The organism is Streptomyces sp. NPDC111516, from assembly GCF_055635345.1.
This window is the reverse complement of sequence record NZ_JBVKBV010000008.1, coordinates 23,396-50,183: the sequence shown is the minus strand read 5'-3', so window position 1 is coordinate 50,183 and position 26,788 is coordinate 23,396. Positions and strand designations below refer to the sequence as shown.

Sequence of the window (26,788 nt, the reverse complement as noted above, 5' to 3'; positions counted from 1 at the left end):
CAAGGGTTACGGTGGGTCAGCCACTCGAAAGAGGTGTCATTCTCCAGATCAAAAGGGCATCCGCTCGATGACACGCCGTCCGCACCCCTAGGATTCCCTCTAACACCTCACCGGTCTCATTCGACAGGAACCCCATGAGCGACCCTTCCTCCCCCTTCGGCTTCGAGCTCGTGCGACGTGGATACGACCGCGGTCAGGTGGATGACCGCATTACCAAGCTCGTCGCCGACCGTGATAGTGCTCTCGGCCGCATCACGTCTCTGGAAAAGCGCATCGAGGAGCTCCACCTCGAAACGCAGAACGCCCAGGCCCAGGTCAACGACGCGGAGCCGTCGTACGCCGGTCTCGGTGCCCGCGTGGAGAAGATTCTCCGCCTGGCCGAGGAGGAGGCGAAGGACCTGCGCGAGGAGGCCCGTCGCGCCGCCGAGCAGCACCGTGAGCTCGCCGAGTCGGCCGCCCAGCAGGTGCGCAACGACGCCGAGTCGTTCGCCGCCGATCGCAAGGCGAAGGCCGAGGACGAGGGCGTCCGTATCGTCGAGAAGGCCAAGGGCGAGGCCGGCACGCTGCGTGCCGACGCCCAGAAGGACGCCGCGCAGAAGCGTGAGGAGGCGGACGCCCTCTTCGAGGAGACCCGCGCCAAGGCCGCCCAGGCCGCCGCGGACTTCGAGACCAACCTGGCCAAGCGCCGCGACCAGTCGGAGCGCGACCTCGCGTCCCGTCAGGCCAAGGCCGAGAAGCGCCTCGCCGAGATCGAGCACCGCGCCGAGCAGCTCCGCCTGGAGGCCGAGAAGCTCCGTACGGACGCCGAGCGCCGGGCCCGTCAGACAGTGGAGACGGCACAGCGCCAGTCCGAGGACATCGTGGCCGACGCGAACGCGAAGGCCGACCGGATCCGCAGCGAGTCGGAGCGCGAGCTGGCGGCGCTCACCAACCGCCGCGACTCGATCAACGCCCAGCTGACCAACGTCCGCGAGATGCTGGCGACGCTGACCGGTGCCGCGGTGGCCGCCGCCGGCACACCCGCCGACGACGAGCCGGTCACCCGCGGCGTTCCGGCTCAGCAGACCCGCTGACCCCGGAGTACCGCAGTCGTACGGCCCGTGTACCCCTCGCGCGCCCGGTTCCGCCTTTGTGGTGGCGCCGGGCGCGCGGCCGTTCTAGCGTGAACGCATGATCGAGCTTGATGGCCTCACCAAGCGCTTTGGCAACAAGGTTGCCGTCGACCGGCTCTCGTGCCGCGTCAGACCCGGAATGGTGACGGGCTTTCTGGGGCCCAACGGGGCGGGCAAGTCCACGACGATGCGGATGATGCTCGACCTCGACAACCCGACCAGTGGTTCGGTGCGCATCGACGGCAAGCACTACCGCGACCTGGAGGAACCCCTCAAATACATCGGTGCGCTGCTGGACGCCAAGTCGATGCACGGCGGACGCAGCGCGTACAACAACCTGCTCTGCCTCGCCCAGAGCAATCGCATCCCGGAGAGCCGGGTCGCGGAAGTCCTGGACACCGTCGGCCTGACCGCGGTGGCGAAGAAGAAGTCGAAGGGTTTCTCGCTCGGCATGGGCCAGCGGCTCGGCATCGCGGCCGCGCTGCTCGGCGACCCGCAGGTGCTGCTCTTCGACGAACCGGTCAACGGCCTCGACCCCGAGGGCATTCACTGGATCCGCAATCTGATGAAGGCACTCGCCGCGGAAGGCCGGACGATCTTCGTCTCCTCGCATCTGATGAGCGAAATGGCACTCACCGCGGACCACTTGATCGTGATCGGCCAGGGCAAGCTGCTCGCCGACACCTCGATGGCCGACTTCATCCACCAGAACTCCCGCAGTTACGTACGGCTGCGCTCCCCGCAGCAGGAGCGGCTGCGCGATGTGCTGCACCAGGAGGGGCTCGTGGTGGTCGAGACGGGGAACGGCACGCTGGAGATCGACGGCGCCACCACCGAGGCGCTGGGCGAGCTCGCCGCCCGGCATCAGATCGTGCTGCACGAGCTGAGTTCCCAGCGGGCCTCTCTGGAGGAAGCGTTCATGCAGATGACGGCGGATTCGGTGGAGTACCACGCGCACTCCGAGCTCGCCGGGGCGCCGCCTCCCGTGGGCCCGCACTGGGACGATCCGTACAGCCGGCAGACACCCACCGGCACCGGGAAGGGGGCGTGACGACGATGGCATCGGTACCCGCGGTCCTGACTTCCGAGTGGACCAAGATCCGTACGGTCTCGTCGACCGTCTGGACGCTGATCTCCGCGTTCGTCGTCACCGTCGCGATGAGCGCGGCGCTCTGCGCCCTGATGAACGCCCAGTTCAGCGACCTGCCGGTGGAGGAGCGGGCCACCTTCGACCCGACCTACATCAGCTTTTCGGGCATGGTTCTCGGCCAGCTGGCCATGGTCGTGTTCGGTGTGCTGGTGGTCGGTACGGAGTACAGCTCGGGCATGATCCGCACCTCGCTGGCGGCCGTACCACAGCGTGCTTCGTTCCTCTTCAGCAAGATCGCGGTGGCCGGCCTGCTGGCCCTGGTGGTCGGCCTCGCCACCAGCTTCGTCTCGTTCTTCCTCGGGCAGGCGCTCCTCGGCGACCACGGCACGGACATCGGTGCGGAGAATGTCCTCCGGGCGGTCGTCGGCGGTGGCCTCTACATGGGTCTGATCGGGATCTTCTCCATGGGCGTGGCGACGATGCTGCGCAGCTCCATGCTGTCCCTCGGCATTCTGATGCCGTTCTTCTTCCTGGTCTCCCAGATCCTGTCGGCGGTGCCGGGCGCGAAGAAGGTCGCCCGCTACTTCCCCGACCAGGCCGGATCCAAGATCATGCAGGTGGTTCCGGACGCCATGAACAGCAATCCGGCGCCGTACGGGCCGTGGGGCGGGTTCGGCATTCTGCTCGCCTGGGTGGCGGCCGCGCTGGTCGGCGGCTATCTCGTACTGAAGAAGCGCGACGCGTGACCGGTGGGCGGGACGCGTGACCGGAGTGCTCCGGGAGTGCACGTCCCGCCCCGGAAGCGCCCCCCCTTCACTCCGACGCGGGGGACGCGCTCGCGTAACGACTTGGCCGGAACCGTCAAGGCCTGGATATCCTCCTAACTCTTACGGGGGTGTGCGGCCTGACGGCCCGGGCCCCGACGACAGACAGAAGTCGATGGGGCTGGAGCATGATCGAGGCAGTCGGCCTGACCAAGCGCTACGGTGCGAAGACGGCCGTGCACAACCTTTCCTTCCAGGTGCGGCCGGGCGCCGTCACCGGATTCCTCGGTCCCAACGGGTCGGGCAAGTCCACCACCATGCGCATGATGCTGGGCCTGGACCGTCCGACTTCCGGTCATGTCACGATCGGCGGCCACCCCTTCCGCAGCCTGCCGAACGCCCCGCGTCAGGTGGGTGCGCTGCTGGACGCGAAGGCGGTGCACGGCGGGCGCAGCGCCCGTAACCATCTCCTGTCGCTCGCCCAGCTCGCCGGGATCCCGGCCGCCCGGGTCGACGAGGTGCTCGGCGTCGTCGGTCTGCACGACGTCGCGCGCAAGCGGTCCAAGGGCTTCTCGCTCGGCATGGGTCAGCGGCTCGGCATCGCGGCGGCGCTGCTCGGCGACCCGAAGGTGCTGCTCTTCGACGAGCCGGTCAACGGCCTCGACCCCGAGGGCATCCTCTGGGTCCGCAATCTGATGAAGACGCTGGCGTCGGAGGGCCGTACAGTCTTCGTCTCCAGCCATCTGATGAGTGAGATGGCGCTCACCGCCGACCACCTGATCGTGATCGGCCGCGGGCAGTTGCTCGCCGACATGAGCGTCAAGGAGTTCATCTCCGCCAACTCGGCCGACTTCGCCCGGGTGCGGGCCGCGGACGGTGTCCGGGAGCAGCGGGAGAAGCTGACCGCCGCGCTGACCGAGGCGGGCGGCCGGGTCATGCCGGAGCCGGACGGGGCCCTGCGCGTCACCGGCCTGCAGCTGCCGCGGATCAGCGATCTGGCCCACGAGTCGGACGTCCGGCTGTGGGAGCTCTCGCCGCACCAGGCCTCGCTGGAGGAGGCGTACATGCGGATGACGCAGGGCGCCGTGGACTACCGCTCGACGGCGGACCAGAAGGTGGGGCTGCAGCAGCCGGCGCACGGGTACGGCCAGCAGCCCGACTACGGGCCGCAGCCGGTGCCGGAGATGCCGCAGCAGGGCTGGTACGCCCCGCCGCCGCCCGGACAGAACCCGTACGCGCAGGCCCCGGCGGCCCCGGTCGCTCCGGTCGCACCCGCCCCGGCGGCGCCCGCCGCAGCCCCCGCAGACCTGACCAAGAGCGAGACCAGCGAGGACGCCCGATGACGACACCGCCGCCCCCGCAGGCGCCGTACCAGCAGGCCTCCGCCCCCGCCGGTGCCCCGCAGCAGAACTGGCAGGACGCCTCGGCCGGGCTCTACGACTCCCCGATCCCGCTGCGCGCCGCAAACCTCGGTGACGCGCTCGCCTCCGAGTGGACCAAGATCCGTTCGGTGCGCTCCACGATGTGGACGCTGGGCATCATGATCGTGCTGGTCCTCGGCTTCGGCGTGACGGCAGCGGTCCTGCTCAGCGTGTCCGGGGCCCACACCGACAGCGTCCCGAAGCTGAGCTTCGGTTTCTTCGGTGTACTCCTGGGCTCGATCTGTGTGATCACGCTCGGCGTGATGACCATCGCCTCCGAGTACGGCACGGGCCTGATCCGTACGACGCTCACGGCCTGCCCCAGCCGCGCCCGGGTGCTCACCGCGAAGGCGATCGTCTTCTTCCTGCTCACCTTCACGATCACGACCGTGGTGACCGCGGCGGTCGCCGCGGTGCAGTCGGCCATGCTGGACGGCAGGGCGCCCACCGGGGACGAATGGCTGCGCGCCACGGTCGGCGTCGGCCTCTACATCGCGACGCTGGGGCTGCTCTCGCTGGCGATCGGTGCGCTCATCCGGCATTCCGCGGGTGCGATCACGGTCATGATCGGGGTGGTGCTGCTGCCGCTCGTGCTGGCCCTGTTCATGTTCACGAAGTCGCTGGCCGGCCTGCAGCAGGCGCTCTTCGAGTACTCGATCCCCAGCCAGCTCAGTGCCTTCTACAACACCTCGGTCACCGGATCGGGGCCGACCGGCTGGGACCCCCTGTGGATCATGCTCGGGGTGACCGCCGTGGCCATGATCGGCGCGTACGTCACGCTGGAGAACCGCGACGTCTGACCGCTCGCCGGCCCGGCCCGCAGAAGACCCGGCCGGCCGCCGAGCTCAGTAGCGAGGCGCGTTCCTGGACCGCTGCACCTGTGTGGTGCGGCGGTCCTTCGCGTTCCAGCAGGCCTTGTGCCAGTGCCTGCGGTCGTCGATCCCGCCGTACTCGGACCAGGCCACCAGGTGCGGGACGCCGGACAGGATCTCCTGGTCGCAGCCGGGGCAGCGGTAGCGCTTGCCGGCCGCGCTCGCGCCGCTGACCGGGCGTACCGTCCACTCCTCGCCCCGCCACTCCTCGGTGCGCCCCCCGCCGCCGTACCGGGCCCCCGGCTCCACTGTGCTGTCGTAATGACTCTCGCCGCCTCGGGGGCGGTTGCGGCGCGGGGACACGTGACACCTCACGGGGCAGGCTGGGCAGTTCCGTCCAGCCTAGGGCCATTCGGCCGAGCCCCGGGTCCCGCACCGCACAGCCCGGCGCCCCGGACGGGGTGAGTTACCGGAAAATCGCAACAGCTTGCCGGCGGACCGTGCCCTTGGCACGTGTCAGACGTTGTTGCGGGTAGGGGAGAGCCCGCGTCGGCCGCAAGGAGGTAATTGGCGATGCGTGTGGGAACGTTCGTACTGGCAGCCCAGTTTCCGGGACAGGGGCCGGGTGAAGCGCTGCACCGCGCGATCCGGTCCACCGAAATCGCGGAGGAATCCGGCCTCGACTCGGTCTGGCTGGCGGAACATCATTTCGTGCCGTACGGGGTCTGCCCGTCCGCCGTCACACTGGCCGCACTGCTGCTCGGCCGCACCCGGAGAATCCGGGTGGGTACGGCGGTGAGCGTGCTCCCGAACCAGCATCCGGTCGCGCTCGGCGAACAGGCCGCGCTGCTCCACCTCACCAGCGGCGGCAGATTCACGCTCGGCGTCGGCCGGGGCGGCCCCTGGGTGGATCTGGAGGTGTTCGGCGGGGGCCTGGAGGCGTTCGAGAAGGGCTTCCCGGAGTCCTTGGACCTGTTGCTCGACTGGCTGACCGAACCCCGGGTCGCGGGCAACGGGGAGCGCTACGGCTTCCGCGAGGTGGCGGTGGTCCCCCGGGCCGACGAACTGCTCGGCCGGAACGACGGCGAGAGCCCCGGCGGCCCCGAGGTGGTCGTCGCATGCACCTCGCCGAAGACGGTGCGGCTCGCCGCGGAGAACGGTCTGCCGATGCTGCTCGGGATGCACTGCGGGGACGAGGAGAAGGCCGAGATGGTCGCCCTGTGGCGCTCCGCCGCACTCGCCGCCGGGCGCTCGCCCGAGAGCGTCCGGGAAGCCGGACATGTGTCCGCAGGGGTGGCCCAGATCGCCGATCGTGCCGAGGACGCCGTGGAGACGCTCGTGAAGACGATGCCCGGCTGGCTGCGACAGGGCCTGGACGCCCATGTGACGGTCGACGGCAGGCACCGGGTGATGCGCGACCCCGTCGCCTATACGGAGCTGCTGTGCGGCCTTCATCCGGTGGGCCCGCCCCGGCTCGCGGCCGACCGGCTCGCCGCCACCGCCGAGCGGACAGGCATCACCCGCTTCGCGCTCCTGGTGGAGGGTTCGGGAGATCTGGCGGCCACGGAGGAGAACGTAGCGCGGCTGGGCACCGACGTAATGCCACTGCTCACATGACACATCGTAACGACCTCCCCCACGATAGGGAGCGGGCTCCCGACGCCATGCGCCCCCGCTTGCGGCGTTGTCGTCAGTCAACGACGCTCCGCGTCGATTCCTTCCTCCGCCTTGCAATCGAAGCCGCATGACGCCGCTCGCTGATCCGCTCCCTATCGTCGGGGAGGTCGTAAGAGGAGCTCACAAAATGGGAGTCCGATCAGCTCGCGGCGTCTGGTGCGTGCGATCGCAAGGCGCTGGAAGGTCCTTGTAGCGGAGCTACTAGGGCGTTTCGGCAACGCAGCGAGCGTGCGTGCCAGGCGTCGCGAGCCGGACGCCCATTTTGCGAGCTCCTCTAAAGAGGCAACGGTGCTGCCGCCCCGGAGCCAGTTGCACCTCCTGCGGACCGGAGCGGCAGCAGAAGCGTTTAGCAGTCCCGTAGTTCGGGCGACTGATTGAGCAACTGGCCCCTCACCGAGGTGAATCGGGCCAGCCGCTCGTCGACCGAGGCATCCAGCGGGAACACCGCGACGCGGTGGCAGTTCTGGAATGCCAGACGCACCCCGAAGTGCCGCTGCAGAGCGCCGCGTATCGCATCACTCGCGAGCGCGCGCAGCAGCTGACCACGTGCCTGCTCGTCCGGCGGGGGCGTCTGGTTGTCGGCGAACTCTCCGCCGTCGACCTTCAGCTGAGCCACCAGAGAGCTGATCATCTCCCATGCGTAGGGCAGGGAGGTCCGGACGCAGTCGACGAAGTCGGCTTCGTCGACCTCGCCTCGCTCGGCCTGTTCCAACAGCGCCGGTGAGACGTCGAGCGACATGGGTTCTCCTCTCGCGACCCCGACGACGGGCCGGGGCCTTACGGGCAGGGAAGGAGGACGGCGACGCACTGTGCACGCACTGCGACCTCCTGCTTACACGGTAAGGGTGCAGTCCTGGCCGCACCAGGAGATTAGGAACACAACCGGCCAATAACGAAGGGGAGCAAAGAGGGGCAAGCCCGAAAGCCCTCGGTCCGGGTGATCGCGGGCGGAAGGGGAGAATCGCGTGGAGCACCCGTCGTCGAGTAGCGTTGCCGACCATGCGTCTCGTCATCGCCCGCTGCTCCGTGGACTACGCCGGCCGGCTCACGGCCCACCTGCCCTCCGCTCCCCGTCTGATCCTGGTGAAGGCGGACGGGAGCGTGTCGATCCACGCCGACGACAGGGCGTACAAACCCCTGAACTGGATGTCACCGCCCTGCACGCTCAAGGAGGGCACGGACGACACCGCGGGCATCTGGACCGTAGTGAACAAAGCGGGCGAGAAACTGATCATCACGATGGAGGAAATCCTCCATGACTCGTCCCATGAGCTGGGTGTCGACCCGGGCCTCATCAAGGACGGCGTCGAAGCACATCTGCAGGAACTGCTCGCCGACCGGATCGAGACACTCGGCGAGGGCTACACCCTGATCCGCCGTGAGTACTTCACCGCGATCGGCCCCGTCGACATCCTGTGCCGCGACGCCGACGGGCAGACCGTGGCCGTGGAGCTGAAGCGGCGCGGCGACATCGACGGCGTGGAGCAGCTGACCCGCTATCTGGAGCTGCTCAACCGCGATCCCCATCTGGCCCCCGTGAAGGGCATCTTCGCGGCGCAGGAGATCAAGCCGCAGGCGCGGGTGCTGGCGACGGACCGCGGGATCGGCTGTGTGGTCCTCGACTACGACGCGCTGCGCGGTATCGAGGACGACAAGCTGCGGCTGTTCTGAGATCTCCTCCGACCCTTCTCGGAGCTCTCGAACCTGCCCTGCGAGCTTCTTCTCCGGGCCTCGTCTCTGAACTTTTCGGACGCCGGACGTGCACGTCACGTCCGGCGTCCCACGTCTACGGGGGCGGTTCAGACCACCGCGGGACTGCTGTGTGCGCTCGCTGCCGCCGGTGACGACGACGTCAAGGAGGGCCCGCTCGCCGAGTCGGACGTGCCGGGCTCGGTCGGCTCGGGCTCGGTCGCCGTGTCCGTCGGGCTCGGGGAGAGGGTGTCCGACGGGCTCGGGGACGGGCTGCCCGGCTTCGTCGACGTGGGCTTCGTCGGGCTGGGCGACTTGCCCGGCCCGGTCGGCCCGTCCGACGACGGCTTGCCGCTGGACGGCTCGGCCGACGACGAGGTGTCGCCCGGCTCCGCCGAGCCACCGGACGGCGTACCGCTCGCGCTCGGCGTGACCTGGCTGCCCGACGGGCCCGGCGTCTCCACGGCGCCGCCGGCCCCCGTGTCCGCGGGGGCCGAACCATCCGTCGGCCCGTCGGCCGGGACCTCGTTCCCGCTGTCGTCCCGGCCCACCGACTCCTCGCTCGTGACCCCCGGATTCCCCTGGGCATCGCCGCCTGAGGTCAGTCCCAGCACCACCACCGTGCCGAGCACACCGGCCAGGAGCACGCCCGCGCCCGCCGCGACGGCATTACGACGGGCCTTGCCCAGCCCCGCCAGGCGGCCTCCCCGCGCACCTCCGGCGGCCGAGGGGGCGCTCTGCCGGGCTATCACCGCCGTGGCCTCCTCGTACGGCCGCGACAGCGTCTGCGTCACGCCTGTCGTCGCACCGACGGGCGGCCGTACCGGCTCTTCCGGCCACGGGACCGGCACCTCATCGCCCACCGGGGCGAGGACATCCGGCAGCGGGCCACCGGAACGGTCCGCGACCAGGGCGAGCGCGCGCCGCCCGGCCACCGCACCCGACTTGTCGGCGAGTGCCCCGCGCATGCTGATCGAGGTCTCCAGCTCCGTCCTGGCCCGGTCCGGATTGCCGGTGCAGAGCGCGAGAACACCCAACTCATGGTGGAAATACGCCTCTTCGGCGACCTCTCCAGCGATCCTGGCCGCCTCCTGACCGAGCCGCAGGGCCCTCTCCCAGGCACCCCAGTGCAGCCCGGCAGCGAAGGCGGGAGAGGCGCTGCGGGCCAGCAGCACGGCCGCGCTGGTCTGCCCCGCTTCGTCGCCGGGGACAAGCTGTGCCATGGCCGCGACGACGGCGTCGGCCTCGGCGGTCACCCGTGCGGGAGTGACCGAGGGGTGACCGGCCCACCAGGCGTAGTGCCGGGCCGCCGTCCGGGCCCGGTCGATGGCGTCCTCGCCGTATCCGGCGGCCGCCAGCTGGGCGGTGACTCCGGCGGCCAGCCGGTAGCGGGGGCCGGCCGGGGAGAGCAGTCCGCAACCGGCCAGTTCACCGAGCGCGGCGTCGGCGTGGGTGTCCCCCACGAGCGCCGGCAGATGCGCCTGGTGCGGCACCTCGCCGCCGAGTGCGACCGCGAAGCGCAGGGTGTCACGGGCGGGCCCGCTCAGCCGCGAGGCGAGCAGCGCGGCGGGCGCCGCGCCCTCGCCGAGGCCGGGCAGCGGTATGTGGACGCCGTCGATCTCCTCGTCGTGCCCGAAGGGTGCGTCGGCGGACCGGAGGTCGAGGCCGTCGTACGCCTCGGGGTCGGTGCGCAGCATGTCGCGCTGGCGCAGCAGGGCGCCCGCCTGTACGAAGCGCAGTGGCAGGCCCTCCGACTCGAACCAGAGGTCTCCCGCCCAGTTCGCCTCCTCGTCGGTGAGCGGTCGCTCGACGACCTGCTCCAGCAACTCGATCGAGGAGCCCCGTCCGAGGCCCGCGAGGAAGACCTCTTCGAGGTACGAGTCCGCGGTGGGTGCGGCGACATCCGGGGTCGTCGCGAACAGGAAGGCGCACTCGGGCGTGGCGTCGAGGAGCTCCTCCAGGGCGGCCCCGCCGAATTCCAGGTCGTCGAGTACGACAACGGCGCCGATGGTCCGGACCCGGTCGAGGAGACCGGCGCGGTCGGGCCGGTGCAGCGGCGCCTCGTACACGGCCTCGAAGAGCCCGTACAGCAGATCGGTGACGGTCCGCTTGTGGCCGCAGAGCCGTACGACCCCGTCCGGCGCAAGGTCCGCGCAGTCGGCGGCCACGGCGTCCAGCAGTGCCGTACGGCCGGATCCGGCCGGTCCGGTGAGCCGCACCGAGCGGCCGCGGGCCAGCAGGCGCACCAGCCGTTCGCGTTCTTCCGCGCGCTCCAGGAGGGGCAGTTGCGGGGCGGGCGGCCCCGGCGGCACGGGCGGTGCGGTGGCACGTTCGCGGTCGGTGCGCTCGGCCGCGGTGCGCCGGACCGGCGGGTCGGGCTGCTCTCCCGGCGGGCACAACTCGACCTCGCTGCCGTCGACCGGATTGAGGGTGAGGAGGTAGTCGCCCGATATGAGCCGGACGACGCGCGACTGCTGCGGCGTTTGCTGACCGAAATCCGGGGCAATGGGGCCTCCCCTGCCCGAACGGAGCTGAGAGCTCGGGGATGCATCGTGGGACGGCCGACGCCGACCGTCCGTCTCGCCGAAGCCGTCGTTGTCCCGGCCGTACTCCTCCGGCCCCCGGTGTGTCGGGTCCATCGCCAAAGCCCCCAGACGCGTCGCGCACGATTGCCCCTCCCGGCCTCGCACGCCCTGCTGTCGCTTCTGGTCCGGTGTCCGCCCGGTGGGTTCCGTCAATCGGCGGACGGCCGAACCCTAAACCGTCGCGCGGTGTCCCCGCACAGTCGGGGGGCCACGCCGCCCGAAGCGCACGTTCTCGTGCGGAATGTGCACCGCCGGTCACGCCGCGCGGCCGGGCGGAGGGGCCCCTACACGCGGGGCAGGGAGTCCGCGGCGATCCCGCCTTCGATGGCCAGGATGCGGTGCAGTCGGGTCGCCACCAGCAGGCGCTGCATCTGCGGCGGCACACCGCGGAGCACCAGCCGTCGTCCGGCCCGCCCGGCCCGGCGGTGTGCGCCCATGATGACGCCGAGTCCGGTGGCGTCCCAGGAATCCAACTCGGTCAGGTCGAGCACCAGGTCGCCGACTCCGTCGTCGAGGGCCGAGTGCAGGACCGTACGGGCGTCCGCCGCGCTTCGGACGTCAAGGCGGCCCCCGACGACCAGCTCGGCGTGGTCGCCCCTGATGTGCATATGCGCTCCCCGGGATTACTCCGTAGCAAGGTTCGTCTGTCTGTTCTGTCTCTCCCACAACTGACTGCGGCAGCGACAGGGAAGTTGCCGTCTGTAAGCGAACCGATACCGAATTCACTCCGTGGAGTGATCGAGGCCCGGCGCGGATCCGCGCGGATCCGCTGATTCCAGGTAACTCCCCCCGGCCTCCGGGCCTGACCGACGGCAGATCAGGCAACCGGAGGACCGAAAACGATCAGTACGTGTAGAAGCCCTGCCCGCTCTTGCGGCCGATGTCACCTGCATCCACCATCCGGCGCATCAGCTCCGGCGCGGCGAACTTCTCGTCCTGCGACTCGGTGTAGATGTTGCTCGTCGCGTGCAGCAGGATGTCGACGCCGGTCAGGTCCGCCGTGGCCAGGGGCCCCATGGCGTGGCCGAAGCCCAGCTTGCAGGCGGTGTCGATGTCCTCGGCCGAGGCGACGCCCGACTCGTACAGCTTGGCGGCCTCGACGACGAGCGCCGAGATCAGCCGGGTGGTGACGAAGCCGGCCACATCGCGGTTCACGACGATGCAGGTCTTGCCGACGGACTCGGCGAACTCCCGTGCGGCGGCGAGGGTTTCGTCGCTGGTCTTGTAGCCGCGTACGAGTTCGCAGAGCTGCATCATGGGGACCGGCGAGAAGAAGTGCACACCGACGACCCGCTCGGGGCGCTCCGTCACAGCCGCGATCTTCGTGATCGGGATGGCGGAGGTGTTGGAGGCGAGCACGGTGTCGTCCCGGACGATCTTGTCGAGGGCCCGGAAGATCTCGTGCTTGACCTCCAGCTTCTCGAAGACGGCCTCGACGACGACATCCGCGTCGGCGACCGCGTCGAGGTCGGTGGTGGTGGTGATGCGGGCGAGCGCGGCATCGGCGTCGGCCGCCGCCAGCTTCCCCTTGGAGACGAACTTGTCGTACGAGGCCTTGATGCCGTCGCGTCCACGGGTCAGGGCCTCGTCGGTGACATCACGCAGCACGACGTCCCAGCCCGCCTGGGCGGAGACCTGCGCGATGCCGGCTCCCATGAGTCCGGCTCCGATGACGGCGAGCTTCCTGGCCACGTGTACACCCCTCGGGTTGTGTTCGCCTCTGCAGCTGGTCCCTGCACGGCCGGTCCTAACGCTTGTTCACATGCTCTCCGGCGGAGATTAGTACCCGCGAGGGGCCCTGGGGCCATGAAGAGATGCGCGTCACGTCTCACATGACGGACATCACACCGGGACACGTCATTCGGCGGCGCGCCGGGCGCAGTTGAGGACCTTCTCGTACCCGGGGCGCCCGCCGCCGGACCGGGTGCGTATCCGGTGCCCCTCCCGGCTAGCTTTGCCCCGTAGCGTTACTAGGCTGGCGGCATGGTCAATCTGACACGTATCTACACCCGCACCGGCGATCAGGGCACCACCGCCCTCGGCGACATGAGCCGGACCGCCAAGACCGATCTGCGGATCTCCGCGTACGCCGACACCAATGAGGCCAATGCCGTCATCGGTACCGCGATCGCGCTCGGGCAGCTCTCCGAGGACGTCGTGAAGGTTCTCGTCCGCGTGCAGAACGACCTGTTCGACGTGGGCGCGGACCTGTCGACCCCGGTTGTCGAGGAACCGAAATACCCGCCGCTGCGGGTCGAGCAGAGTTACGTCGACAAGTTGGAGGCGGACTGCGACCACTACCTCGAGCAGCTGGAGAAGCTGCGCAGCTTCATCCTGCCGGGCGGTACGCCGGGGGCGGCGCTGCTGCACCAGGCGTGCACCGTGGTCCGGCGGGCGGAACGGTCCACGTGGGCGGCGCTGGAGGTGCACGGCGAGGTGATGAACGCGCTGACGGCGACGTATCTCAACCGTCTCTCCGACCTGCTGTTCATCCTCGCGAGGACGGCGAACAAGGAGGTCGGCGACGTGCTGTGGGTACCGGGCGGCGAGCGGTAGCCCTGCGCGGCGAAGACGCCGGACGGGTGCGGCGGCCAATGGTGCCGGACGGGTGCGGTCCCGAGCCCGTCCGGCCTCTCAGCGCCCGGCCGGCTCCCGTTTCGGGAACACCGTGTAGCTCCCCGCGATGACCACGTTGATCCCGATCACGAGCAGCATCTTCTGCTGCCACGACCGGAGCGACGTCACGTCGCCGTCCCCGGCCACGTACCAGACCGCCGCCTGGAGCAGGGCCAGTGCGACCGCCGCCGCGACCGTCCAGCGCGCCGCGACCCGCCACTCGTGCGCCGCCCTGGCCATTCCGTACCTCGGCGGCTTCACCGGCGGCGGGCCGCCCGCGAAACGGTGGGCGACCCGGGCGTCCACCCAGCGGATCGTGGAGCGGCCGAGCCCCACCGTGAAGCCGATGTAGACCGCGGCGAGCCCGTGCTTCCAGTCGGGCTCGGCCCCGTTCTTCAGGTCGATGGCCGTCACCACCAGGAGCACGACCTCCAGCAGCGGCTCGCACAGCAGCACGGCCGCGCCCAGGCGCGGCTTCTTCGCCGGGTACCGCAGCGCGAGCCCCGCGGCCAGCAGCACCCAGAAGGCGACTTCGCAGAGCACGATCAGCGTGACGATCACGGCACTTCTCCTTCTCGTTGCCTTCAGCCTTCCGGCCGAGGTGCCCGGAATCGTCGTCGGCAGTGACGAACCGCGACTGCATCCTTCGATGTACTCGTGCCTCACCCACGGTAGGGATGTCCGGCGCCGGGCCGCCGTGTTGGATGGGAGGGTGTTCTCCTTCGCCCGGCCGCACCGCCACGACGTGCTCATCGCCGCCACCGGTCTCTTCGGCGGTCTGTTCCTGTGGGTGCTCGGACTGCACATGCAGGGCGACCGGGCCTTCGTCGGGCCATGGGTCTCCCTGCTTCCGCTCGCCGTCGTCTCGGGGCTCGAACTGGTACGCAGGAACGCCCCGCAGACGGCGCTGGTCATCGGCACGCTCGCGCTGGTCGCGGACCAGTTCACGGTCGGGAATCTGGCGACGGTGCTGATGTTCACCGACCTGATGTACGCGGCCGTGCTGTACGGGACACCGGCCGCCGCCCGCCGCATCCCGGTGTCCACGTTCCTGATCACGGTCGCGGTCACGATCGGGTTCCTGGCGTGGTTCCGTGATCCTCAGGCGCTGCTCATCGGCGTGGTCACCGGCATGATCTCCTTCCTGCCCGCCATCACGGGGGTCAGCGTCCGCAACCACCGGGATGCCGCCGAGGCCGCCCTGCTGCGCGCCGATCAGACCGCGCTGCTCGCCGAGATGGACCGTACGCAGGCGGTGACCGCCGAGCGCGCCCGGATGGCCCGCGAGCTGCACGACATGGTGGCCAACCATCTTTCCGCCATCGCCATCCACTCCACCGCCGCGCTCTCCATCGACGAGCCGGACACCTCGCGCGAGGCGCTGGGCGTGATCCGCGAGAACAGCGTCGACGGCCTCGCCGAGATGCGCCGGCTGATCGGCCTGCTGCGTACCGGCGGCGCGAACCCGGAACCGAGCGCCTCGCCGACGCTCGCCTCGCTGGACGCGCTGATCGAGCAGGCCCGTACGAACGCCGCGGCGAGCGGTCTGACCTGTGTCTTCGAGGACACCCGCGGCGAGCGGGGCCCGCTGCCCGCGCCGGTCGAACTGGCCGCGTACCGGATCGTCCAGGAGTCCCTGACGAACGCGCTCAAGCATGCCGTGCCCGGCCCGGTGGTGGTGCGGCTCGGGTGGGCCGGGCCGCTGCTCGCCGTGGAGGTCAGCAGCGCGTTCGGTGACCGTGCCGGGCCGCGCGCGCCCGGGTCGGGGGCCGGTCTGGTGGGCATGCGGGAGCGGGTGGCGCTGCTGGGCGGAGCGATCGAGACGGGTCCGGTGCGCACCGGCGACGGAACGAGGATCTGGCGGGTACGGGCCGAACTGCCCGTGGCGGAAGGGAGTGTCAGGGCATGACGATCCGGGTGGTGGTTGCCGAGGACCAGTCGGCCGTCCGTGCGGGGCTGGTGCTCATTCTGCGCAGCGCGCCGGACATCGAGGTCGTGGGCGAGGCCGGGGACGGTGAGGAGGCGGTTCGGCTGGCGCGCGAGCTGCGGCCCGATCTGGTGCTGATGGATATTCAGATGCCGCGGCTCGACGGGGTGTCGGCGACCGGGCAGGTGGTGGCCGAGGAGCTCGCGGACGTGCTGGTGCTGACGACCTTCGATCTGGACGAGTACGTCTTCGGGGCGTTGCGTGCGGGGGCGGCCGGCTTCCTGCTGAAGAACACCGATGCGCGTGATCTGCTCGAAGCAGTACGTACGGTGGCGCGCGGCGAGGGGCTGATCGCCCCGGCCGTGACGCGCCGTCTGATCGCGGAGTTCGCGGGGACCACCCCCGTGCGGCCGGTGAACGCGCACGATCCGGCGGTGCTCGACTCGCTCACCCGGCGGGAGCGGGAGGTGCTCGGTTGTCTGGGCGCGGGACTGTCGAATGCCGAGATCGCGGTCCGGCTCTCGATGGCCGAGGCGACGGTGAAGACGCACGTCAGCAGGTTGCTGGGCAAGCTGGAGCTGCGCAGCCGGGTCCAGGCGGCGGTGCTGGCACAGGAGTTGGGAATCTGACGAAGAACAGGACTTTGGTCTGGACCTCTTGACGATTGGTCCAGACCTTCCTAATCTCGCCGAACACACTGCGGTGAGTGCGCCATGACAAGGCGTGCTCAGGACGGCGCAGGGTTTGCAGTCCACGGACCACCCCCCGTTTGTCCGGACCTCACCCGAGGAGCACCGTTGAGCACTGAAAACCCCCTACACCGGCCCCGATTCGGATTCGGCACCGGCAGAGCCACCAGATCCAGAGCCGTCGCGGGCCTCACCGCGCTGCTTCTTCCGCTCGCCGCCATGGTCGGCCTGGCCTCCCCCGCCGAAGCCGCCGCCTCGGCAACCGCCACGTACCTCAAGAAGTCCGACTGGGGCAGCGGCTTCGAGGGCCAGTGGACGGTGAAGAACACCGGCACCACCGCCCTCTCCTCCTGGACCATCGAGTGGGACTTCCCCTCGGGCACCGCGGTCGGCTCCGCCTGGGACGCCACCGTCACCAACTCCGGAACCCACTGGACCGCCAAGAACGCCGGCTGGAACGGCTCGGTCGCACCGGGCGCCAGCGTCTCCTTCGGCTTCAACGGCACCGGCTCCGGCGCCCCCACCGGCTGCAAGCTGAACGGCGCCTCGTGCGACGGCGGCAGCGTCCCCGGCGACAATGCCCCGTCCGCTCCTGGCACCCCCACCGCGAGCTCCGTCACCGACACCTCGGTCAAGCTGAGCTGGACCGCGGCGACCGACGACAAGGGCATCAAGAACTACGACGTGCTGCGCGACGGCGCCGTCGTCGCCACGGTCAGCGGTACGACATACACCGACACCGGCCTCACCGCGGGCACCGACTACTCGTACACCGTGCGGGCGCGTGACACCGCTGACCAGACCGGTCCGGTCAGCGGCGCGGTCAAGATCCACACCACCGGTGGTGGCGGCAACCCAGGCACCGGCGGCAAGGTCAACCTCGGCTACTTCACCGACTGGGGCGTGTACGGCCGGAATTACCACGTCAAGAACCTGGACACCTCGGGTTCGGCCGCGAAGATCACGCACATCAACTACGCCTTCGGCAACGTCACCGGCGGCAAGTGCGCGATCGGCGACTCCTACGCCGACTACGACATGGCGTACACCGCCGACAAGTCCGTCGACGGCGTCGCCGACACCTGGGACCAGCCGCTGCGCGGCAGCTTCAACCAGCTGCGCAAGCTCAAGGCGAAGTACCCGAACATCAAGGTCCTGTGGTCCTTCGGCGGCTGGACCTGGTCCGGTGGCTTCGGTGAGGCCGCGAAGAACCCGGCCGCGTTCGCCCAGTCCTGCTACGACCTGGTCGAGGACCCCCGCTGGGCCGATGTCTTCGACGGCATCGACATCGACTGGGAGTACCCCAACGCCTGCGGCCTGACCTGCGACACCAGCGGCCCGGCCGCACTGAAGGGCATCACCTCGGCGCTGCGCACGAAGTTCGGCAGCAACAACCTGGTGACGGCCGCCATCACCGCCGACGCCTCCACCGGGGGCAAGATCGACGCCACCGACTACGCGGGCGCCGCCCAGTCGCTGGACTGGTACAACGTGATGACGTACGACTTCTTCGGTGCCTGGGACGCGAAGGGCCCGACCGCCCCGCACTCCCCGCTCACCTCCTACAGCGGCATCCCGCAGGCCGGCTTCAACTCCGCCGACGCCATCGCCAAGCTGAAGGCGCAGGGGGTCCCGGCCTCGAAGCTGCTGCTCGGCATCGGCTTCTACGGCCGCGGCTGGACCGGCGTCACCCAGGACGCGCCCGGCGGCACCGCCACCGGAGCGGCCCCCGGCACCTACGAGGCCGGCATCGAGGACTACAAGGTCCTGAAGACCAGCTGCCCCGCGACCGGCACCGTCGCCGGTACCGCGTACGCGCACTGCGGCACCAACTGGTGGAGCTACGACACCCCGGCCACCATCGCGTCCAAGATGACCTGGGCGAAGGGCCAGGGCCTGGGAGGCGCGTTCTTCTGGGAGTTCAGCGGTGACACCAGCAACGGCGAACTCGTCGGCGCGATCAGCAGCGGTCTGAAGTAGTCCCCCACTCAGTACCGCGCACCACCCCGAAAAGCAGCCGGGGAGACAGGTCCGCCCCCTGTCTCCCCGGCATTTCGCGTGCTTCCCCCTGAAGGCCGACCTAAGCCACGTTGACCCGCTGGCCGGGCGGAGCCGCCTCCAGCCAGGCGAGGAATCCGGTCAGCGCGTCCTCGCTCATGGCCAGCTCCAGGCGGGTGCCACGATGGAGACAGCCGAGCACCACGGCGTCCGACAGGAGCGCCAGCTCCTCCTCGCCCTCGGGCAGCCGACGGGCGACCACCTCGATCGCGGAACGCTCCAGGCCCCGGCGTGGGCGAAGGGCGTACGAGAAGACCCGGAACCAGTCGATCCGGTCTCCGCTGTACCGGGCGACCCCGTACACCCAGCCCTTGCCCGAGAGGTCGGGCTCCTCAGGCACATTCCATCTCAGGCTGCAGTCGAAGGTCCCACCGGAGCGCTGAATCAGCCGCCGGCGCAGACCGAAGACGAAGAGTCCAACCGCGACCAGTGCGACGACCAGCCCGCCCACCCACAGCGCGAGGAACATCTCCACCGACCTCCTCGCGTCGTCGAGTAACGGATACCGCCAGAACTACAACCGCACCTGCATCGCCTCAGCCGCGGCACGGTCTGGAGTGGTCTCCAGCTCGGGCCGCGGCTGAGGGTAAAGCTACGTTGTCGCGGTGCGCTAGTGCTCCGACACCGCACGCAGTCGCACTTCGGCGCGCCGCTCGGAAGCGGCGTCCGTTTCCGACTTCGCACGCTCCAGCGCACGCTCGGCGCGCTTGACATCGATCTCGTCCGCCAGCTCCACGATCTCCGCGAGCAGCGAAAGCTTGTCGTCCGCGAACGAGATGAAACCGCCGTGCACCGCGGCGATCACGGTCTCACCGCCGCTCGTACGGATCGTCACCGGGCCCGATTCCAGCACACCCAGAAGCGGCTGGTGACCGGGCATGACGCCGATGTCGCCGGACGTGGTGCGCGCGACGACCAGGGTGGCCTCGCCGGACCAGACACTGCGGTCCGCGGCGACCAGCTCGACGTGCAGCTCAGCAGCCAAGGGTGGCTCCTCGGGTCACCACCCGGCCGTTCGAGCCGGGTGTTGGGTCAATTCTACGGGGCGTGGTGAGGGGGACGGGACGGACCCCGTCCCCCTCGGTGAGCCATGGGCTCAGGAGACGCCGAGCTCCTTGGCGTTGGCCTTGAGGTCCTCGAGGCCACCGCACATGAAGAACGCCTGCTCCGGGAAGTGGTCGTACTCACCGTCGGCGATCGCGTTGAACGCTGCGATCGACTCGTCGAGCGGAACGTCCGAACCGTCCACGCCGGTGAACTGCTTGGCGACGTGGGTGTTCTGCGACAGGAAGCGCTCGATGCGACGGGCGCGGAAGACCGTGAGCTTGTCCTCCTCGCCGAGCTCGTCCATACCGAGAATGGCGATGATGTCCTGGAGGTCCTTGTACTTCTGCAGGATTCCCTTGACCCGCATGGCGGTGTCGTAGTGGTCCTGCGTGATGTACCGCGGGTCCAGGATCCGGGACGTGGAGTCCAGCGGGTCCACGGCCGGGTAGATGCCCTTCTCGGAGATCGGACGGGAGAGCACCGTCGTCGCGTCGAGGTGGGCGAACGTGGTGGCCGGGGCCGGGTCGGTCAGGTCGTCCGCGGGGACGTAGATCGCCTGCATCGAGGTGATCGAGTGACCGCGGGTCGACGTGATGCGCTCCTGCAGCAGACCCATCTCGTCGGCCAGGTTCGGCTGGTAACCCACCGCGGACGGCATACGGCCGAGCAGCGTGGACACCTCGGAGCCGGCCTGGGTGTACCGGAAGATGTTGTCGATGAAGAAGAGCACGTCCTGCTTCTGCACATCGCGGAAGTACTCCGCCATGGTCAGACCGGCCAGCGCCACACGAAGACGCGTGCCCGGCGGCTCGTCCATCTGACCGAAGACGAGGGCCGTCTTGTCGATGACGCCCGAGTCGGACATTTCCTCGATGAGGTCGTTGCCCTCACGGGTACGCTCACCGACACCGGCGAACACCGACACACCGTCGTGGTTGTTGGCGACGCGGTAGATCATTTCCTGGATCAGAACGGTCTTGCCGACACCGGCACCACCGAACAGACCGATCTTTCCACCCTTGACGTACGGGGTGAGCAGGTCGATGACCTTGACGCCGGTCTCGAACATCTCGGTCTTGGACTCGAGCTGGTCGAAGCTGGGCGCCTTGCGGTGGATCGGCCAGCGCTCGGTGACCTCGGCCGAGGCCTCGGGCTTGTTCAGGATCTCGCCGAGGGTGTTGAACACCTTGCCCTTGGTGATGTCACCGACGGGGACCGTGATGCCGGCGCCCGTGTCGGTCACCGGGGCCTGGCGGACCAGACCGTCGGTGGGCTGCATCGAGATCGCGCGGACCAGGCCGTCGCCGAGGTGCTGGGCGACCTCGAGGGTCAGCGTCTTGAGCTTGCCGTCCTCGGCCGGGTCGGCCACCTGGACGGTCAGCGCGTTGTAGATGTCCGGCATCGCGTCGACGGGGAACTCCACGTCGACGACCGGGCCGATGACCCGGGCGACGCGGCCCGTGGCAACGGCCGTCTCAACTGTCGTCGTCATTACTTGTCACTCCCCGCGGTCGCGTCGGCCAGCGCACTGGCACCGCCGACGATCTCGCTGATTTCCTGGGTGATTTCGGCCTGGCGGGCCGCGTTGGCAAGCCGGGAGAGGCTCTTGATGAGCTCACCGGCGTTGTCGGTGGCCGACTTCATCGCGCGGCGGCGGGCAGCGTGCTCGGAAGCAGCGGCCTGCAGCAGCGCGTTGTAGATCCGGCTCTCGACGTACCGCGGAAGCAGGGCGTCGAGGACGTCCTCCGCCGACGGCTCGAAGTCGAAGAGCGGCAGGATCTCGCCCTGGCCGGCCTCCTCCTTCGCGGCGTCGAGGCTGAGCGGCAGCATCCGGTTGTCCACCGGGTTCTGCGTCATCATCGACACGAACTCCGTGAAGACGATGTGCAGCTCGTCCACGCGGCCCTCGGCGGTGTCCTTGGTGACCGCTTCGATCAGCGGGGCCGCGGCCCGCTTCGCATCCGCGTACGTCGGGCTGTCGGTGAAGCCCGTCCACGAATCCTCGATCTTGCGCTCGCGGAATCCGTAGTAGGCGACACCCTTGCGGCCGATCACATACGTGACGACCTCCTTGCCCTCACCGCGCAGACGCTCGGTCAGTCCCTCCGCCGCCTTGATGGCGTTGGAGGAGTAACCGCCGGCCAGACCGCGGTCGCTCGTGATGAGCAGGACCGCGGCCCGCGCCGGAGCGTCGGCCTCGGTGGTCAGCGGGTGCTTGGTGGTGGAGCCGGTCGCCACCGCGGTCACCGCGCGGGTGAGCTCGGTCGCGTACGGCGTCGACGCCGCCACCTGGCGCTGCGCCTTGACGATGCGCGAAGCGGCGATCATCTCCATCGCCTTGGTGATCTTCTTCGTGGCGGTGACGGAGCGAATGCGGCGCTTGTAAACGCGAAGCTGAGCGCCCATCGATCAGCCCTCGCCCAGGAGCTTGCCGTCCGAGGTCTCGAACTGCTGCTTGAAGGCGGCGACCGCGTCGGCGACCGACTGCAGCGTGTCGTCGGACATCTTGGCGCCCTCGGCGATGCTGGTCAGGAGCTCCTTGCGCTCACGGCGCAGGTACTCCAGCAGCTCGCTCTCGAAGCGACGGATGTCCGCGACCGGGACGTCGTCCATCTTGCCGGTGGTGCCGGCCCAGATCGAGACGACCTGTTCCTCGACCGGGTACGGCTGGTACTGCGGCTGCTTCAGCAGCTCGACCATGCGCTTACCGCGCTCCAGCGACGCCTTCGAGGCCGCGTCCAGGTCGGAACCGAAGGCGGCGAACGCCTCCAGCTCGCGGTACTGGGCGAGGTCCACACGGAGACGGCCGGAGACCTGGCGCATCGCCTTGTGCTGGGCGGAGCCACCGACACGGGAGACCGAGATACCGACGTTCAGGGCCGGACGCTGGCCGGCGTTGAACAGGTCGGACTCCAGGAAGCACTGACCGTCGGTGATGGAGATGACGTTGGTCGGAATGAACGCCGACACGTCGTTCGCCTTGGTCTCGACGATCGGGAGGCCCGTCATCGAACCGGCACCCATGTCGTCGGAGAGCTTGGCGCAGCGCTCCAGCAGACGCGAGTGGAGGTAGAAGACGTCGCCCGGGTAGGCCTCACGGCCCGGCGGACGGCGCAGCAGAAGCGACACGGCGCGGTAGGCGTCGGCCTGCTTCGAGAGGTCGTCGAAGATGATCAGGACGTGCTTGCCCTGGTACATCCAGTGCTGGCCGATGGCCGAACCGGTGTACGGCGCAAGGTACTTGAAGCCGGCCGGGTCGGACGCCGGGGCGGCGACGATGGTCGTGTACTCGAGCGCACCGGCCTCTTCCAGGGCACCGCGCACGGAGGCGATGGTGGAACCCTTCTGACCGATGGCGACGTAGATGCAACGCACCTGCTTGTTCACGTCGCCCGAGCGCCAGTTGTCGCGCTGGTTGATGATCGTGTCGACGGCCAGAGCGGTCTTACCCGTCTGACGGTCACCAATGATCAGCTGACGCTGGCCGCGGCCGATCGGCACCATGGCGTCGACGGCCTTGTAGCCGGTCTGCATCGGCTCGTGCACCGACTTACGGACCATGACGCCAGGGGCCTGCAGCTCGAGGGCGCGGCGGCTGTCGGTCGCGATCTCACCGAGACCGTCGATCGGGTTGCCGAGCGGGTCGACGACGCGGCCGAGGTAGCCCTCGCCCACACCGACGGAGAGCACCTCACCGGTGCGCTGCACCGGCTGGCCCTCTTCGATACCGCTGAACTCGCCGAGAACGATCGCACCGATCTCGCGCTCCTCGAGGTTGAGGGCGAGACCGAGGGTGCCGTCCTCGAACTTCAGCAGCTCGTTCGCCATGGCCGAGGGAAGACCCTCGACCTTCGCGATGCCGTCGCCGGCAACGCTGACCGTACCGACCTCCTCGCGCGAGGCCGCGTCCGGCTTGTACGACTGGACAAAGTTCTCCAGCGCGTCCCGGATCTCCTCCGGCCGGATCGTGAGCTCCGCCATCTGGGTTCCCTGCTCTCCTTGTTGGGCCCGAAGTTTCTTAAGGGGGTCTGGGGGCCGACCCCCAGGAATCTTCTGCAATTTCTGCACGGCCCAACCGGGCCGCTGGTCTTGCTCTGTTCTGTTGCTGCGCTGTGCTCGTCAGCCGGCCATGCGACGGGTCGCCTCTTCGAGGCGCTCCGCGACGGTGCCGTTGATGACCTCGTCACCGACCCGCACCGCGATCCCGCCGAGGACCGTGGGGTCCACATCGAGATTCAGGTGCATCGGCCGACCGTAGATCTTCGCCAGCGCGGCGCCGAGGCGCTGCTTCTGCTGATCGCTCAGCGGTACTGCCGAAGTCACCACGGCGACCATCCGGTCCCGGCGCTCCGCGGCAAGCTTGGAGAGGGACTCGAGTCCCGCTTCAAGGCTACGTCCACGCGGCTGGGTGACAAGCCGCACGACCAGGCGCTCGGTGGTGGGCCGTGCCCGGCCGCCGAGCAGGCTGCGCAGCAGCTCGCCCTTGGCCAGGGCGGACCCGGACCGGCCGGTGAGCGCGGCGCGCAGTTCCTTGTCGGAGGAGACGATCCGGCCGAACCGGAACAGCTCGTCCTCGACGTCGTCGAGGTCTCCGCTGCGCTGGGCGGCGGTGAGGTCGGCGATGTTCGCCAGTTCCTCGACCGAGTCGACCAGGTCACGCGACTGCGACCAGCGGGAGCGGACCATGCCGGAGATCAGGTCGACGGTCTCGCCGCCCACCTGACCGCGCAGCAGTCGTCCGGCCAGCTCGGCCCGGGCCTCGCCGGCCTGCGACGGGTCGGTGAGGACCCGTCGCAGTGAGACCTCGCGCTGGAGCAGCGCCGTGACGGCGGCCAGCTCCTCGGCGAGCTTCGCCGCGTCGACCGACGTGTTGTCGGTCAGCGCGTCGAGACGCTCACGTGCGGCAGCCAGTGCCTCGCGGCTCGCGCCGTTCATCGGACAGCCTCGGCCTTCGCCTCGAGCTCGTCGAGGAAACGGTCGACGGTGCCGCTCTGCCGGGCGTGGTCCTCGAGGGACTCGCCGACGAGCTTGCCGGCCAGGTCGGTGGCGAGCTTGCCCACGTCCTGACGCAGCGCGGAGGCCGCGGCCTTGCGGTCGGCCTCGATCTGGGCGTGGCCGGCAGCGATGATCTCCTCGCGCTGCCGCTGGCCTTCCGCCCGCATCTCCTGCAGGATCACAGCGCCCTGCTCCTGCGCCTCCTGGCGCAGGCGCGCGGCCTCGTGACGAGCCTCGGCGAGCTGAGCCTTGTACTGCTCAAGAACGCTCTGGGCCTCGGTCTGGGCCGCATCGGCCTTCTCGATACCGCCTTCGATGGCCTCGCGGCGCTCTTCCAGAACCTTGTTGATGTTCGGGAGGAGCTTCTTGGCGAGGAAGCCGAAAACGATGACGAAGGCGATCAGACCGATGACGAGCTCAGGGAGCGGCGGAACGAGGGGGTTCTCCACCTCGGAGGCCGCGAGCTGAACCACGGGGTTCACATCAGTGCCTTTCGTCGGAACGGACTAGTCGCGGTTCGTCAGCTGTAGACGAACGGCATGACCAGACCGATCAGGGCGAGCGCCTCACAGAAGGCGAAGCCGAGGATCTGGTTGGCGCGGATCAGGCCGGCAGCCTCGGGCTGACGGGCGAGAGCCTGCGTGCCGTTACCGAAGATGATGCCGACGCCGACGCCGGGGCCGATGGCAGCCAGGCCGTATCCGACGGAGCTGAGGGAACCGGTGACGGCGGCAAGGGTCTGGGACATGCCAGTTCTTCCTTCTCTTTCACGGACCGGTGGGGGTTGGCCACCGGACGACTGGGGGTATGGGAGGCGCGATCAGTGGTGCTCGGCGACAGCGCCCTGGATGAAGGCGCACGCCAGGAGCACGAAGACGTACGCCTGGACAGCCTGGATGAACAGCTCGAAGGCGGTCATCACGATGACCATCACGAACGACACACCCGCGTAGGCGATACCGATGCCGTTGAGCAGGTACCAGCTGGCGATGGTGAAGAGCAGGAGCAGCGTGTGCCCCGCGAACATGTTCGCGAAGAGTCGGACCGCGTGCGTGAAGGGACGGACCAGGACGTTCGAGAAGAACTCGATGACCATGACCAGCGGGAGCACCGGGCCGAGCGACTTGTCGTAGCCGGTCAGGTTCTTGAAGCCACCGACGAAGCCGTGCCTCTTGAACGTGATGCTCATCCAGAGGACGTAGACGATCAGGGCCAGACCCATGGGGTACGCGATGACCGACGTCACCGGGAACTGGGCGAGCGGGATGATCGACCAGAGGTTCATCATCCAGACGAAGAAGAAGATCGACACCATCAGCGGGACGTACTTCTCGCCCTCGCGCTTGCCGAGCGTCTCGTAGACAATGCCGCGGCGGACGAAGTCGTAGCCGGCCTCGGCGACCATCTGCAGCTTGCCCGGAACGACCTTCGGCTTACGGAAGGCGGCCCAGAAGAAGCCGACGATGATGACCGTACCGAGGAGCGCCAGCAGCATCGTCTTGTTGAAGTAGATGTTGCTGTCCGCGTCACCGAAGATCGGCTCGAACAGGAATGAGTGCAAGCCAGGACCCGGGAAACCACAACCGGAGAAGATGTGGCAATCGGTCTCGAAGGCGAGCACCTGGGTCGGGTCAGCACTCACCGCGGGCTCCTTCAGCGTGGCGCATAGGTACGGCAACCTCGTTGTGTCGGCGCGGCGCGCAGCCGCGGTTCGGCACTGGACTGGTGTTACGGATGTGTGAGCGGCAGTCAGGCATTGAGCCTCGCGATCGAGCAGGCGTCAGCTCACATGCCCGCGCCCGCAGTGCCGCAGTTGGAACCGGACGATAGCAGGGTCTTGAACCTGCACTTATCCCGCCCCTACCCTTCACGACTTCGAGCCCGTGTTCTTGGGCTTTTCCGCCTTGTCGGACTCGGGTTCGACGTAAAGGATCTTGGCCTTCATGTGCGCACGCGTCTGTGCGCCGATCCACACGAGGGTCATCACGACCAGGGTGATCGCGAAGGCCTTCGGGTTGAACATCGTCGTGTTCTTGAATGCGGCGACAAAGATGAACAGGAGGAGAAGCTGAGCCGTGTACAGCATCAGCCCCATCGCCTGGAACAGGTGAGGCAGGGACCGCGCGGTCCGTTGCAGGACCAGCAGTCCGATCCCCATGAAGAGGATCACCACGATCGTGGCAACGACCGAGCCCAGGGCTCCCTTGCCGCCCGCGACGCCACCGCTGACGGCGGCGGCAACAGCGCCGGCGACAGCGGTGGGTACGGCGGCCTGGAGGAGAGTCCGGACGTCGTTGGACGGCATG

General features: G+C 69.1%; 27 protein-coding genes. 11 read left to right on the top strand and 16 right to left on the bottom strand.

Translation table 11 applies throughout. The features are described from left to right. The first annotated feature begins 134 nt into the window (after window positions 1-134). The 5 genes from ACZ7L9_RS17475 (at window position 135) to ACZ7L9_RS17455 (ending at window position 5,187) form a co-directional block, all read left to right on the top strand. Complete coding sequence (locus tag ACZ7L9_RS17475; protein WP_266748623.1) at window positions 135-1,073, top strand: coiled-coil domain-containing protein; 939 nt, start codon at window positions 135-137, stop codon at window positions 1,071-1,073. 97 nt (window positions 1,074-1,170) lie between these two features. Continuing rightward, on the top strand, window positions 1,171-2,163 hold the full coding sequence (locus tag ACZ7L9_RS17470; protein WP_471416038.1) for an ABC transporter ATP-binding protein: 993 nt from the start codon (window positions 1,171-1,173) through the stop codon (window positions 2,161-2,163). 5 nt (window positions 2,164-2,168) lie between these two features. Continuing rightward, complete coding sequence (locus ACZ7L9_RS17465) at window positions 2,169-2,948, top strand: ABC transporter permease (RefSeq protein ID WP_471416037.1); 780 nt, start codon at window positions 2,169-2,171, stop codon at window positions 2,946-2,948. Window positions 2,949-3,154: 206 nt separating this feature from the next. Further along, the gene (locus ACZ7L9_RS17460) at window positions 3,155-4,309 is read left to right on the top strand and encodes an ATP-binding cassette domain-containing protein (RefSeq protein ID WP_471416036.1); all 1,155 of its coding nucleotides are present in this window, start codon (window positions 3,155-3,157) and stop codon (window positions 4,307-4,309) included. After that, window positions 4,306-5,187, top strand: coding sequence for an ABC transporter permease (locus ACZ7L9_RS17455; protein WP_471416035.1), 882 nt, complete (start codon window positions 4,306-4,308; stop codon window positions 5,185-5,187). The genes ACZ7L9_RS17460 and ACZ7L9_RS17455 overlap by 4 nt, the downstream gene beginning before the upstream one ends. A gap of 45 nt (window positions 5,188-5,232) precedes the next feature. Here ACZ7L9_RS17455 and ACZ7L9_RS17450 read toward each other — a convergent pair whose 3' ends face one another. After that, the gene (locus tag ACZ7L9_RS17450) at window positions 5,233-5,562 is read right to left on the bottom strand and encodes an ATP/GTP-binding protein (RefSeq protein WP_471416034.1); all 330 of its coding nucleotides are present in this window, start codon (window positions 5,560-5,562) and stop codon (window positions 5,233-5,235) included. A gap of 210 nt (window positions 5,563-5,772) precedes the next feature. Between ACZ7L9_RS17450 and ACZ7L9_RS17445 the strand changes: the two genes are divergently transcribed. Beyond that, on the top strand, window positions 5,773-6,816 hold the full coding sequence (locus ACZ7L9_RS17445; RefSeq protein WP_471416033.1) for an LLM class flavin-dependent oxidoreductase: 1,044 nt from the start codon (window positions 5,773-5,775) through the stop codon (window positions 6,814-6,816). Between the two features lie 406 nt (window positions 6,817-7,222). On the opposite strand, the gene ACZ7L9_RS17440 is transcribed toward ACZ7L9_RS17445, so the two are convergent. Further along, window positions 7,223-7,615 carry an SCO5389 family protein gene (locus ACZ7L9_RS17440; protein WP_030971516.1) on the bottom strand — a complete coding sequence of 131 codons (393 nt, stop codon included), beginning with the start codon at window positions 7,613-7,615 and terminating at the stop codon, window positions 7,223-7,225. Window positions 7,616-7,875: 260 nt separating this feature from the next. Between ACZ7L9_RS17440 and nucS the strand changes: the two genes are divergently transcribed. Continuing rightward, window positions 7,876-8,547 carry an endonuclease NucS gene (gene nucS / locus ACZ7L9_RS17435; RefSeq protein WP_266748611.1) on the top strand — a complete coding sequence of 224 codons (672 nt, stop codon included), beginning with the start codon at window positions 7,876-7,878 and terminating at the stop codon, window positions 8,545-8,547. Window positions 8,548-8,675: 128 nt separating this feature from the next. Here nucS and ACZ7L9_RS17430 read toward each other — a convergent pair whose 3' ends face one another. From ACZ7L9_RS17430 to ACZ7L9_RS17420, 3 genes are all read right to left on the bottom strand, one after another. Further along, window positions 8,676-11,204, bottom strand: a complete 2,529-nt coding sequence (locus ACZ7L9_RS17430) for an ATP-binding protein (RefSeq protein WP_471416032.1) — start codon at window positions 11,202-11,204, stop codon at window positions 8,676-8,678. 230 nt (window positions 11,205-11,434) lie between these two features. Beyond that, window positions 11,435-11,758, bottom strand: coding sequence for an STAS domain-containing protein (locus ACZ7L9_RS17425; RefSeq protein ID WP_250967584.1), 324 nt, complete (start codon window positions 11,756-11,758; stop codon window positions 11,435-11,437). A 235-nt stretch (window positions 11,759-11,993) separates the two neighbouring features. Continuing rightward, window positions 11,994-12,842 carry a 3-hydroxyacyl-CoA dehydrogenase family protein gene (locus ACZ7L9_RS17420; RefSeq protein WP_471416031.1) on the bottom strand — a complete coding sequence of 283 codons (849 nt, stop codon included), beginning with the start codon at window positions 12,840-12,842 and terminating at the stop codon, window positions 11,994-11,996. Window positions 12,843-13,133: 291 nt separating this feature from the next. On the opposite strand from ACZ7L9_RS17420, the gene ACZ7L9_RS17415 reads away from it, so the two are divergent. Then, window positions 13,134-13,706, top strand: a complete 573-nt coding sequence (locus ACZ7L9_RS17415) for a cob(I)yrinic acid a,c-diamide adenosyltransferase (protein ID WP_471416030.1) — start codon at window positions 13,134-13,136, stop codon at window positions 13,704-13,706. Window positions 13,707-13,784: 78 nt separating this feature from the next. Here ACZ7L9_RS17415 and ACZ7L9_RS17410 read toward each other — a convergent pair whose 3' ends face one another. After that, window positions 13,785-14,327, bottom strand: a complete 543-nt coding sequence (locus tag ACZ7L9_RS17410; protein WP_471416029.1) for a hypothetical protein — start codon at window positions 14,325-14,327, stop codon at window positions 13,785-13,787. Window positions 14,328-14,478: 151 nt separating this feature from the next. Here ACZ7L9_RS17410 and ACZ7L9_RS17405 point away from each other — a divergent pair, with 151 nt between their 5' ends. The 3 genes from ACZ7L9_RS17405 to ACZ7L9_RS17395 all read left to right on the top strand — a co-directional run bounded on the left by ACZ7L9_RS17405 (window position 14,479) and on the right by ACZ7L9_RS17395 (window position 18,362). Continuing rightward, window positions 14,479-15,675 carry a sensor histidine kinase gene (locus ACZ7L9_RS17405; protein ID WP_471416028.1) on the top strand — a complete coding sequence of 399 codons (1,197 nt, stop codon included), beginning with the start codon at window positions 14,479-14,481 and terminating at the stop codon, window positions 15,673-15,675. Beyond that, window positions 15,672-16,322, top strand: a complete 651-nt coding sequence (locus ACZ7L9_RS17400) for a response regulator (RefSeq protein ID WP_471416027.1) — start codon at window positions 15,672-15,674, stop codon at window positions 16,320-16,322. The genes ACZ7L9_RS17405 and ACZ7L9_RS17400 overlap by 4 nt, the downstream gene beginning before the upstream one ends. 168 nt (window positions 16,323-16,490) lie before the next feature. After that, entirely contained in the window at window positions 16,491-18,362 is a 1,872-nt protein-coding gene (locus ACZ7L9_RS17395; RefSeq protein WP_471416026.1) for a glycosyl hydrolase family 18 protein, read from the top strand. Between the two features lie 100 nt (window positions 18,363-18,462). Here the strand turns inward: ACZ7L9_RS17395 and ACZ7L9_RS17390 are convergent, their stop codons facing one another. The 10 genes from ACZ7L9_RS17390 to ACZ7L9_RS17345 all read right to left on the bottom strand — a co-directional run bounded on the left by ACZ7L9_RS17390 (window position 18,463) and on the right by ACZ7L9_RS17345 (window position 26,787). Continuing rightward, entirely contained in the window at window positions 18,463-18,909 is a 447-nt protein-coding gene (locus tag ACZ7L9_RS17390) for a DUF2550 domain-containing protein (protein ID WP_384454268.1), read from the bottom strand. A gap of 141 nt (window positions 18,910-19,050) precedes the next feature. Continuing rightward, window positions 19,051-19,425: a F0F1 ATP synthase subunit epsilon gene (locus ACZ7L9_RS17385; protein ID WP_471416025.1), complete on the bottom strand. Its 375-nt coding sequence runs from the start codon at window positions 19,423-19,425 to the stop codon at window positions 19,051-19,053. A 111-nt stretch (window positions 19,426-19,536) separates the two neighbouring features. Next, complete coding sequence (gene atpD / locus ACZ7L9_RS17380; RefSeq protein WP_471416024.1) at window positions 19,537-20,979, bottom strand: F0F1 ATP synthase subunit beta; 1,443 nt, start codon at window positions 20,977-20,979, stop codon at window positions 19,537-19,539. After that, on the bottom strand, window positions 20,979-21,893 hold the full coding sequence (locus tag ACZ7L9_RS17375; RefSeq protein WP_471416023.1) for a F0F1 ATP synthase subunit gamma: 915 nt from the start codon (window positions 21,891-21,893) through the stop codon (window positions 20,979-20,981). Before ACZ7L9_RS17375 ends, atpD begins: the two co-directional genes overlap by 1 nt. A 3-nt stretch (window positions 21,894-21,896) precedes the next feature. Continuing rightward, window positions 21,897-23,468 (bottom strand): F0F1 ATP synthase subunit alpha, encoded by a 1,572-nt coding sequence (gene atpA / locus ACZ7L9_RS17370; protein WP_471416022.1) that lies wholly within the window; start codon window positions 23,466-23,468, stop codon window positions 21,897-21,899. A gap of 138 nt (window positions 23,469-23,606) precedes the next feature. Next, on the bottom strand, window positions 23,607-24,422 hold the full coding sequence (locus ACZ7L9_RS17365) for a F0F1 ATP synthase subunit delta (RefSeq protein WP_471416021.1): 816 nt from the start codon (window positions 24,420-24,422) through the stop codon (window positions 23,607-23,609). Continuing rightward, a complete protein-coding gene (locus ACZ7L9_RS17360; RefSeq protein ID WP_471416020.1) occupies window positions 24,419-24,964 on the bottom strand; it encodes a F0F1 ATP synthase subunit B in 546 nt (181 codons plus the stop codon). The genes ACZ7L9_RS17365 and ACZ7L9_RS17360 overlap by 4 nt, the downstream gene beginning before the upstream one ends. Before the next feature lie 38 nt (window positions 24,965-25,002). Beyond that, window positions 25,003-25,230, bottom strand: a complete 228-nt coding sequence (atpE, locus tag ACZ7L9_RS17355; RefSeq protein ID WP_030386954.1) for an ATP synthase F0 subunit C — start codon at window positions 25,228-25,230, stop codon at window positions 25,003-25,005. A 72-nt stretch (window positions 25,231-25,302) separates the two neighbouring features. Continuing rightward, entirely contained in the window at window positions 25,303-26,139 is an 837-nt protein-coding gene (atpB, locus tag ACZ7L9_RS17350; RefSeq protein WP_471416240.1) for a F0F1 ATP synthase subunit A, read from the bottom strand. 210 nt (window positions 26,140-26,349) lie between these two features. Then, window positions 26,350-26,787 (bottom strand): hypothetical protein, encoded by a 438-nt coding sequence (locus tag ACZ7L9_RS17345; RefSeq protein WP_471416019.1) that lies wholly within the window; start codon window positions 26,785-26,787, stop codon window positions 26,350-26,352. Window position 26,788: the final 1 nt, after the last annotated feature.

Bases quoted from the DNA above. Each gene is read 5' to 3' on its own strand.
- ACZ7L9_RS17470 (WP_471416038.1), top strand. From the start codon at position 1,171: ATGATCGAGCTTGATGGCCTCACCAAGCGCTTTGGCAACAAGGTTGCC.
- ACZ7L9_RS17345 (WP_471416019.1), bottom strand. From the start codon at position 26,787: ATGCCGTCCAACGACGTCCGGACTCTCCTCCAGGCCGCCGTACCCACC.
- atpD (WP_471416024.1), bottom strand. From the start codon at position 20,979: ATGACGACGACAGTTGAGACGGCCGTTGCCACGGGCCGCGTCGCCCGG.
- ACZ7L9_RS17375 (WP_471416023.1), bottom strand. From the start codon at position 21,893: ATGGGCGCTCAGCTTCGCGTTTACAAGCGCCGCATTCGCTCCGTCACC.
- ACZ7L9_RS17425 (WP_250967584.1), bottom strand. From the start codon at position 11,758: ATGCACATCAGGGGCGACCACGCCGAGCTGGTCGTCGGGGGCCGCCTT.
- ACZ7L9_RS17445 (WP_471416033.1), top strand. From the start codon at position 5,773: ATGCGTGTGGGAACGTTCGTACTGGCAGCCCAGTTTCCGGGACAGGGG.
- ACZ7L9_RS17440 (WP_030971516.1), bottom strand. From the start codon at position 7,615: ATGTCGCTCGACGTCTCACCGGCGCTGTTGGAACAGGCCGAGCGAGGC.
- ACZ7L9_RS17465 (WP_471416037.1), top strand. From the start codon at position 2,169: ATGGCATCGGTACCCGCGGTCCTGACTTCCGAGTGGACCAAGATCCGT.
- ACZ7L9_RS17415 (WP_471416030.1), top strand. From the start codon at position 13,134: ATGGTCAATCTGACACGTATCTACACCCGCACCGGCGATCAGGGCACC.
- ACZ7L9_RS17390 (WP_384454268.1), bottom strand. From the start codon at position 18,909: ATGTTCCTCGCGCTGTGGGTGGGCGGGCTGGTCGTCGCACTGGTCGCG.
- ACZ7L9_RS17460 (WP_471416036.1), top strand. From the start codon at position 3,155: ATGATCGAGGCAGTCGGCCTGACCAAGCGCTACGGTGCGAAGACGGCC.
- ACZ7L9_RS17455 (WP_471416035.1), top strand. From the start codon at position 4,306: ATGACGACACCGCCGCCCCCGCAGGCGCCGTACCAGCAGGCCTCCGCC.
- ACZ7L9_RS17400 (WP_471416027.1), top strand. From the start codon at position 15,672: ATGACGATCCGGGTGGTGGTTGCCGAGGACCAGTCGGCCGTCCGTGCG.
- atpA (WP_471416022.1), bottom strand. From the start codon at position 23,468: ATGGCGGAGCTCACGATCCGGCCGGAGGAGATCCGGGACGCGCTGGAG.
- atpE (WP_030386954.1), bottom strand. From the start codon at position 25,230: ATGTCCCAGACCCTTGCCGCCGTCACCGGTTCCCTCAGCTCCGTCGGA.
- ACZ7L9_RS17365 (WP_471416021.1), bottom strand. From the start codon at position 24,422: ATGAACGGCGCGAGCCGCGAGGCACTGGCTGCCGCACGTGAGCGTCTC.
- nucS (WP_266748611.1), top strand. From the start codon at position 7,876: ATGCGTCTCGTCATCGCCCGCTGCTCCGTGGACTACGCCGGCCGGCTC.
- ACZ7L9_RS17475 (WP_266748623.1), top strand. From the start codon at position 135: ATGAGCGACCCTTCCTCCCCCTTCGGCTTCGAGCTCGTGCGACGTGGA.
- ACZ7L9_RS17430 (WP_471416032.1), bottom strand. From the start codon at position 11,204: ATGGACCCGACACACCGGGGGCCGGAGGAGTACGGCCGGGACAACGAC.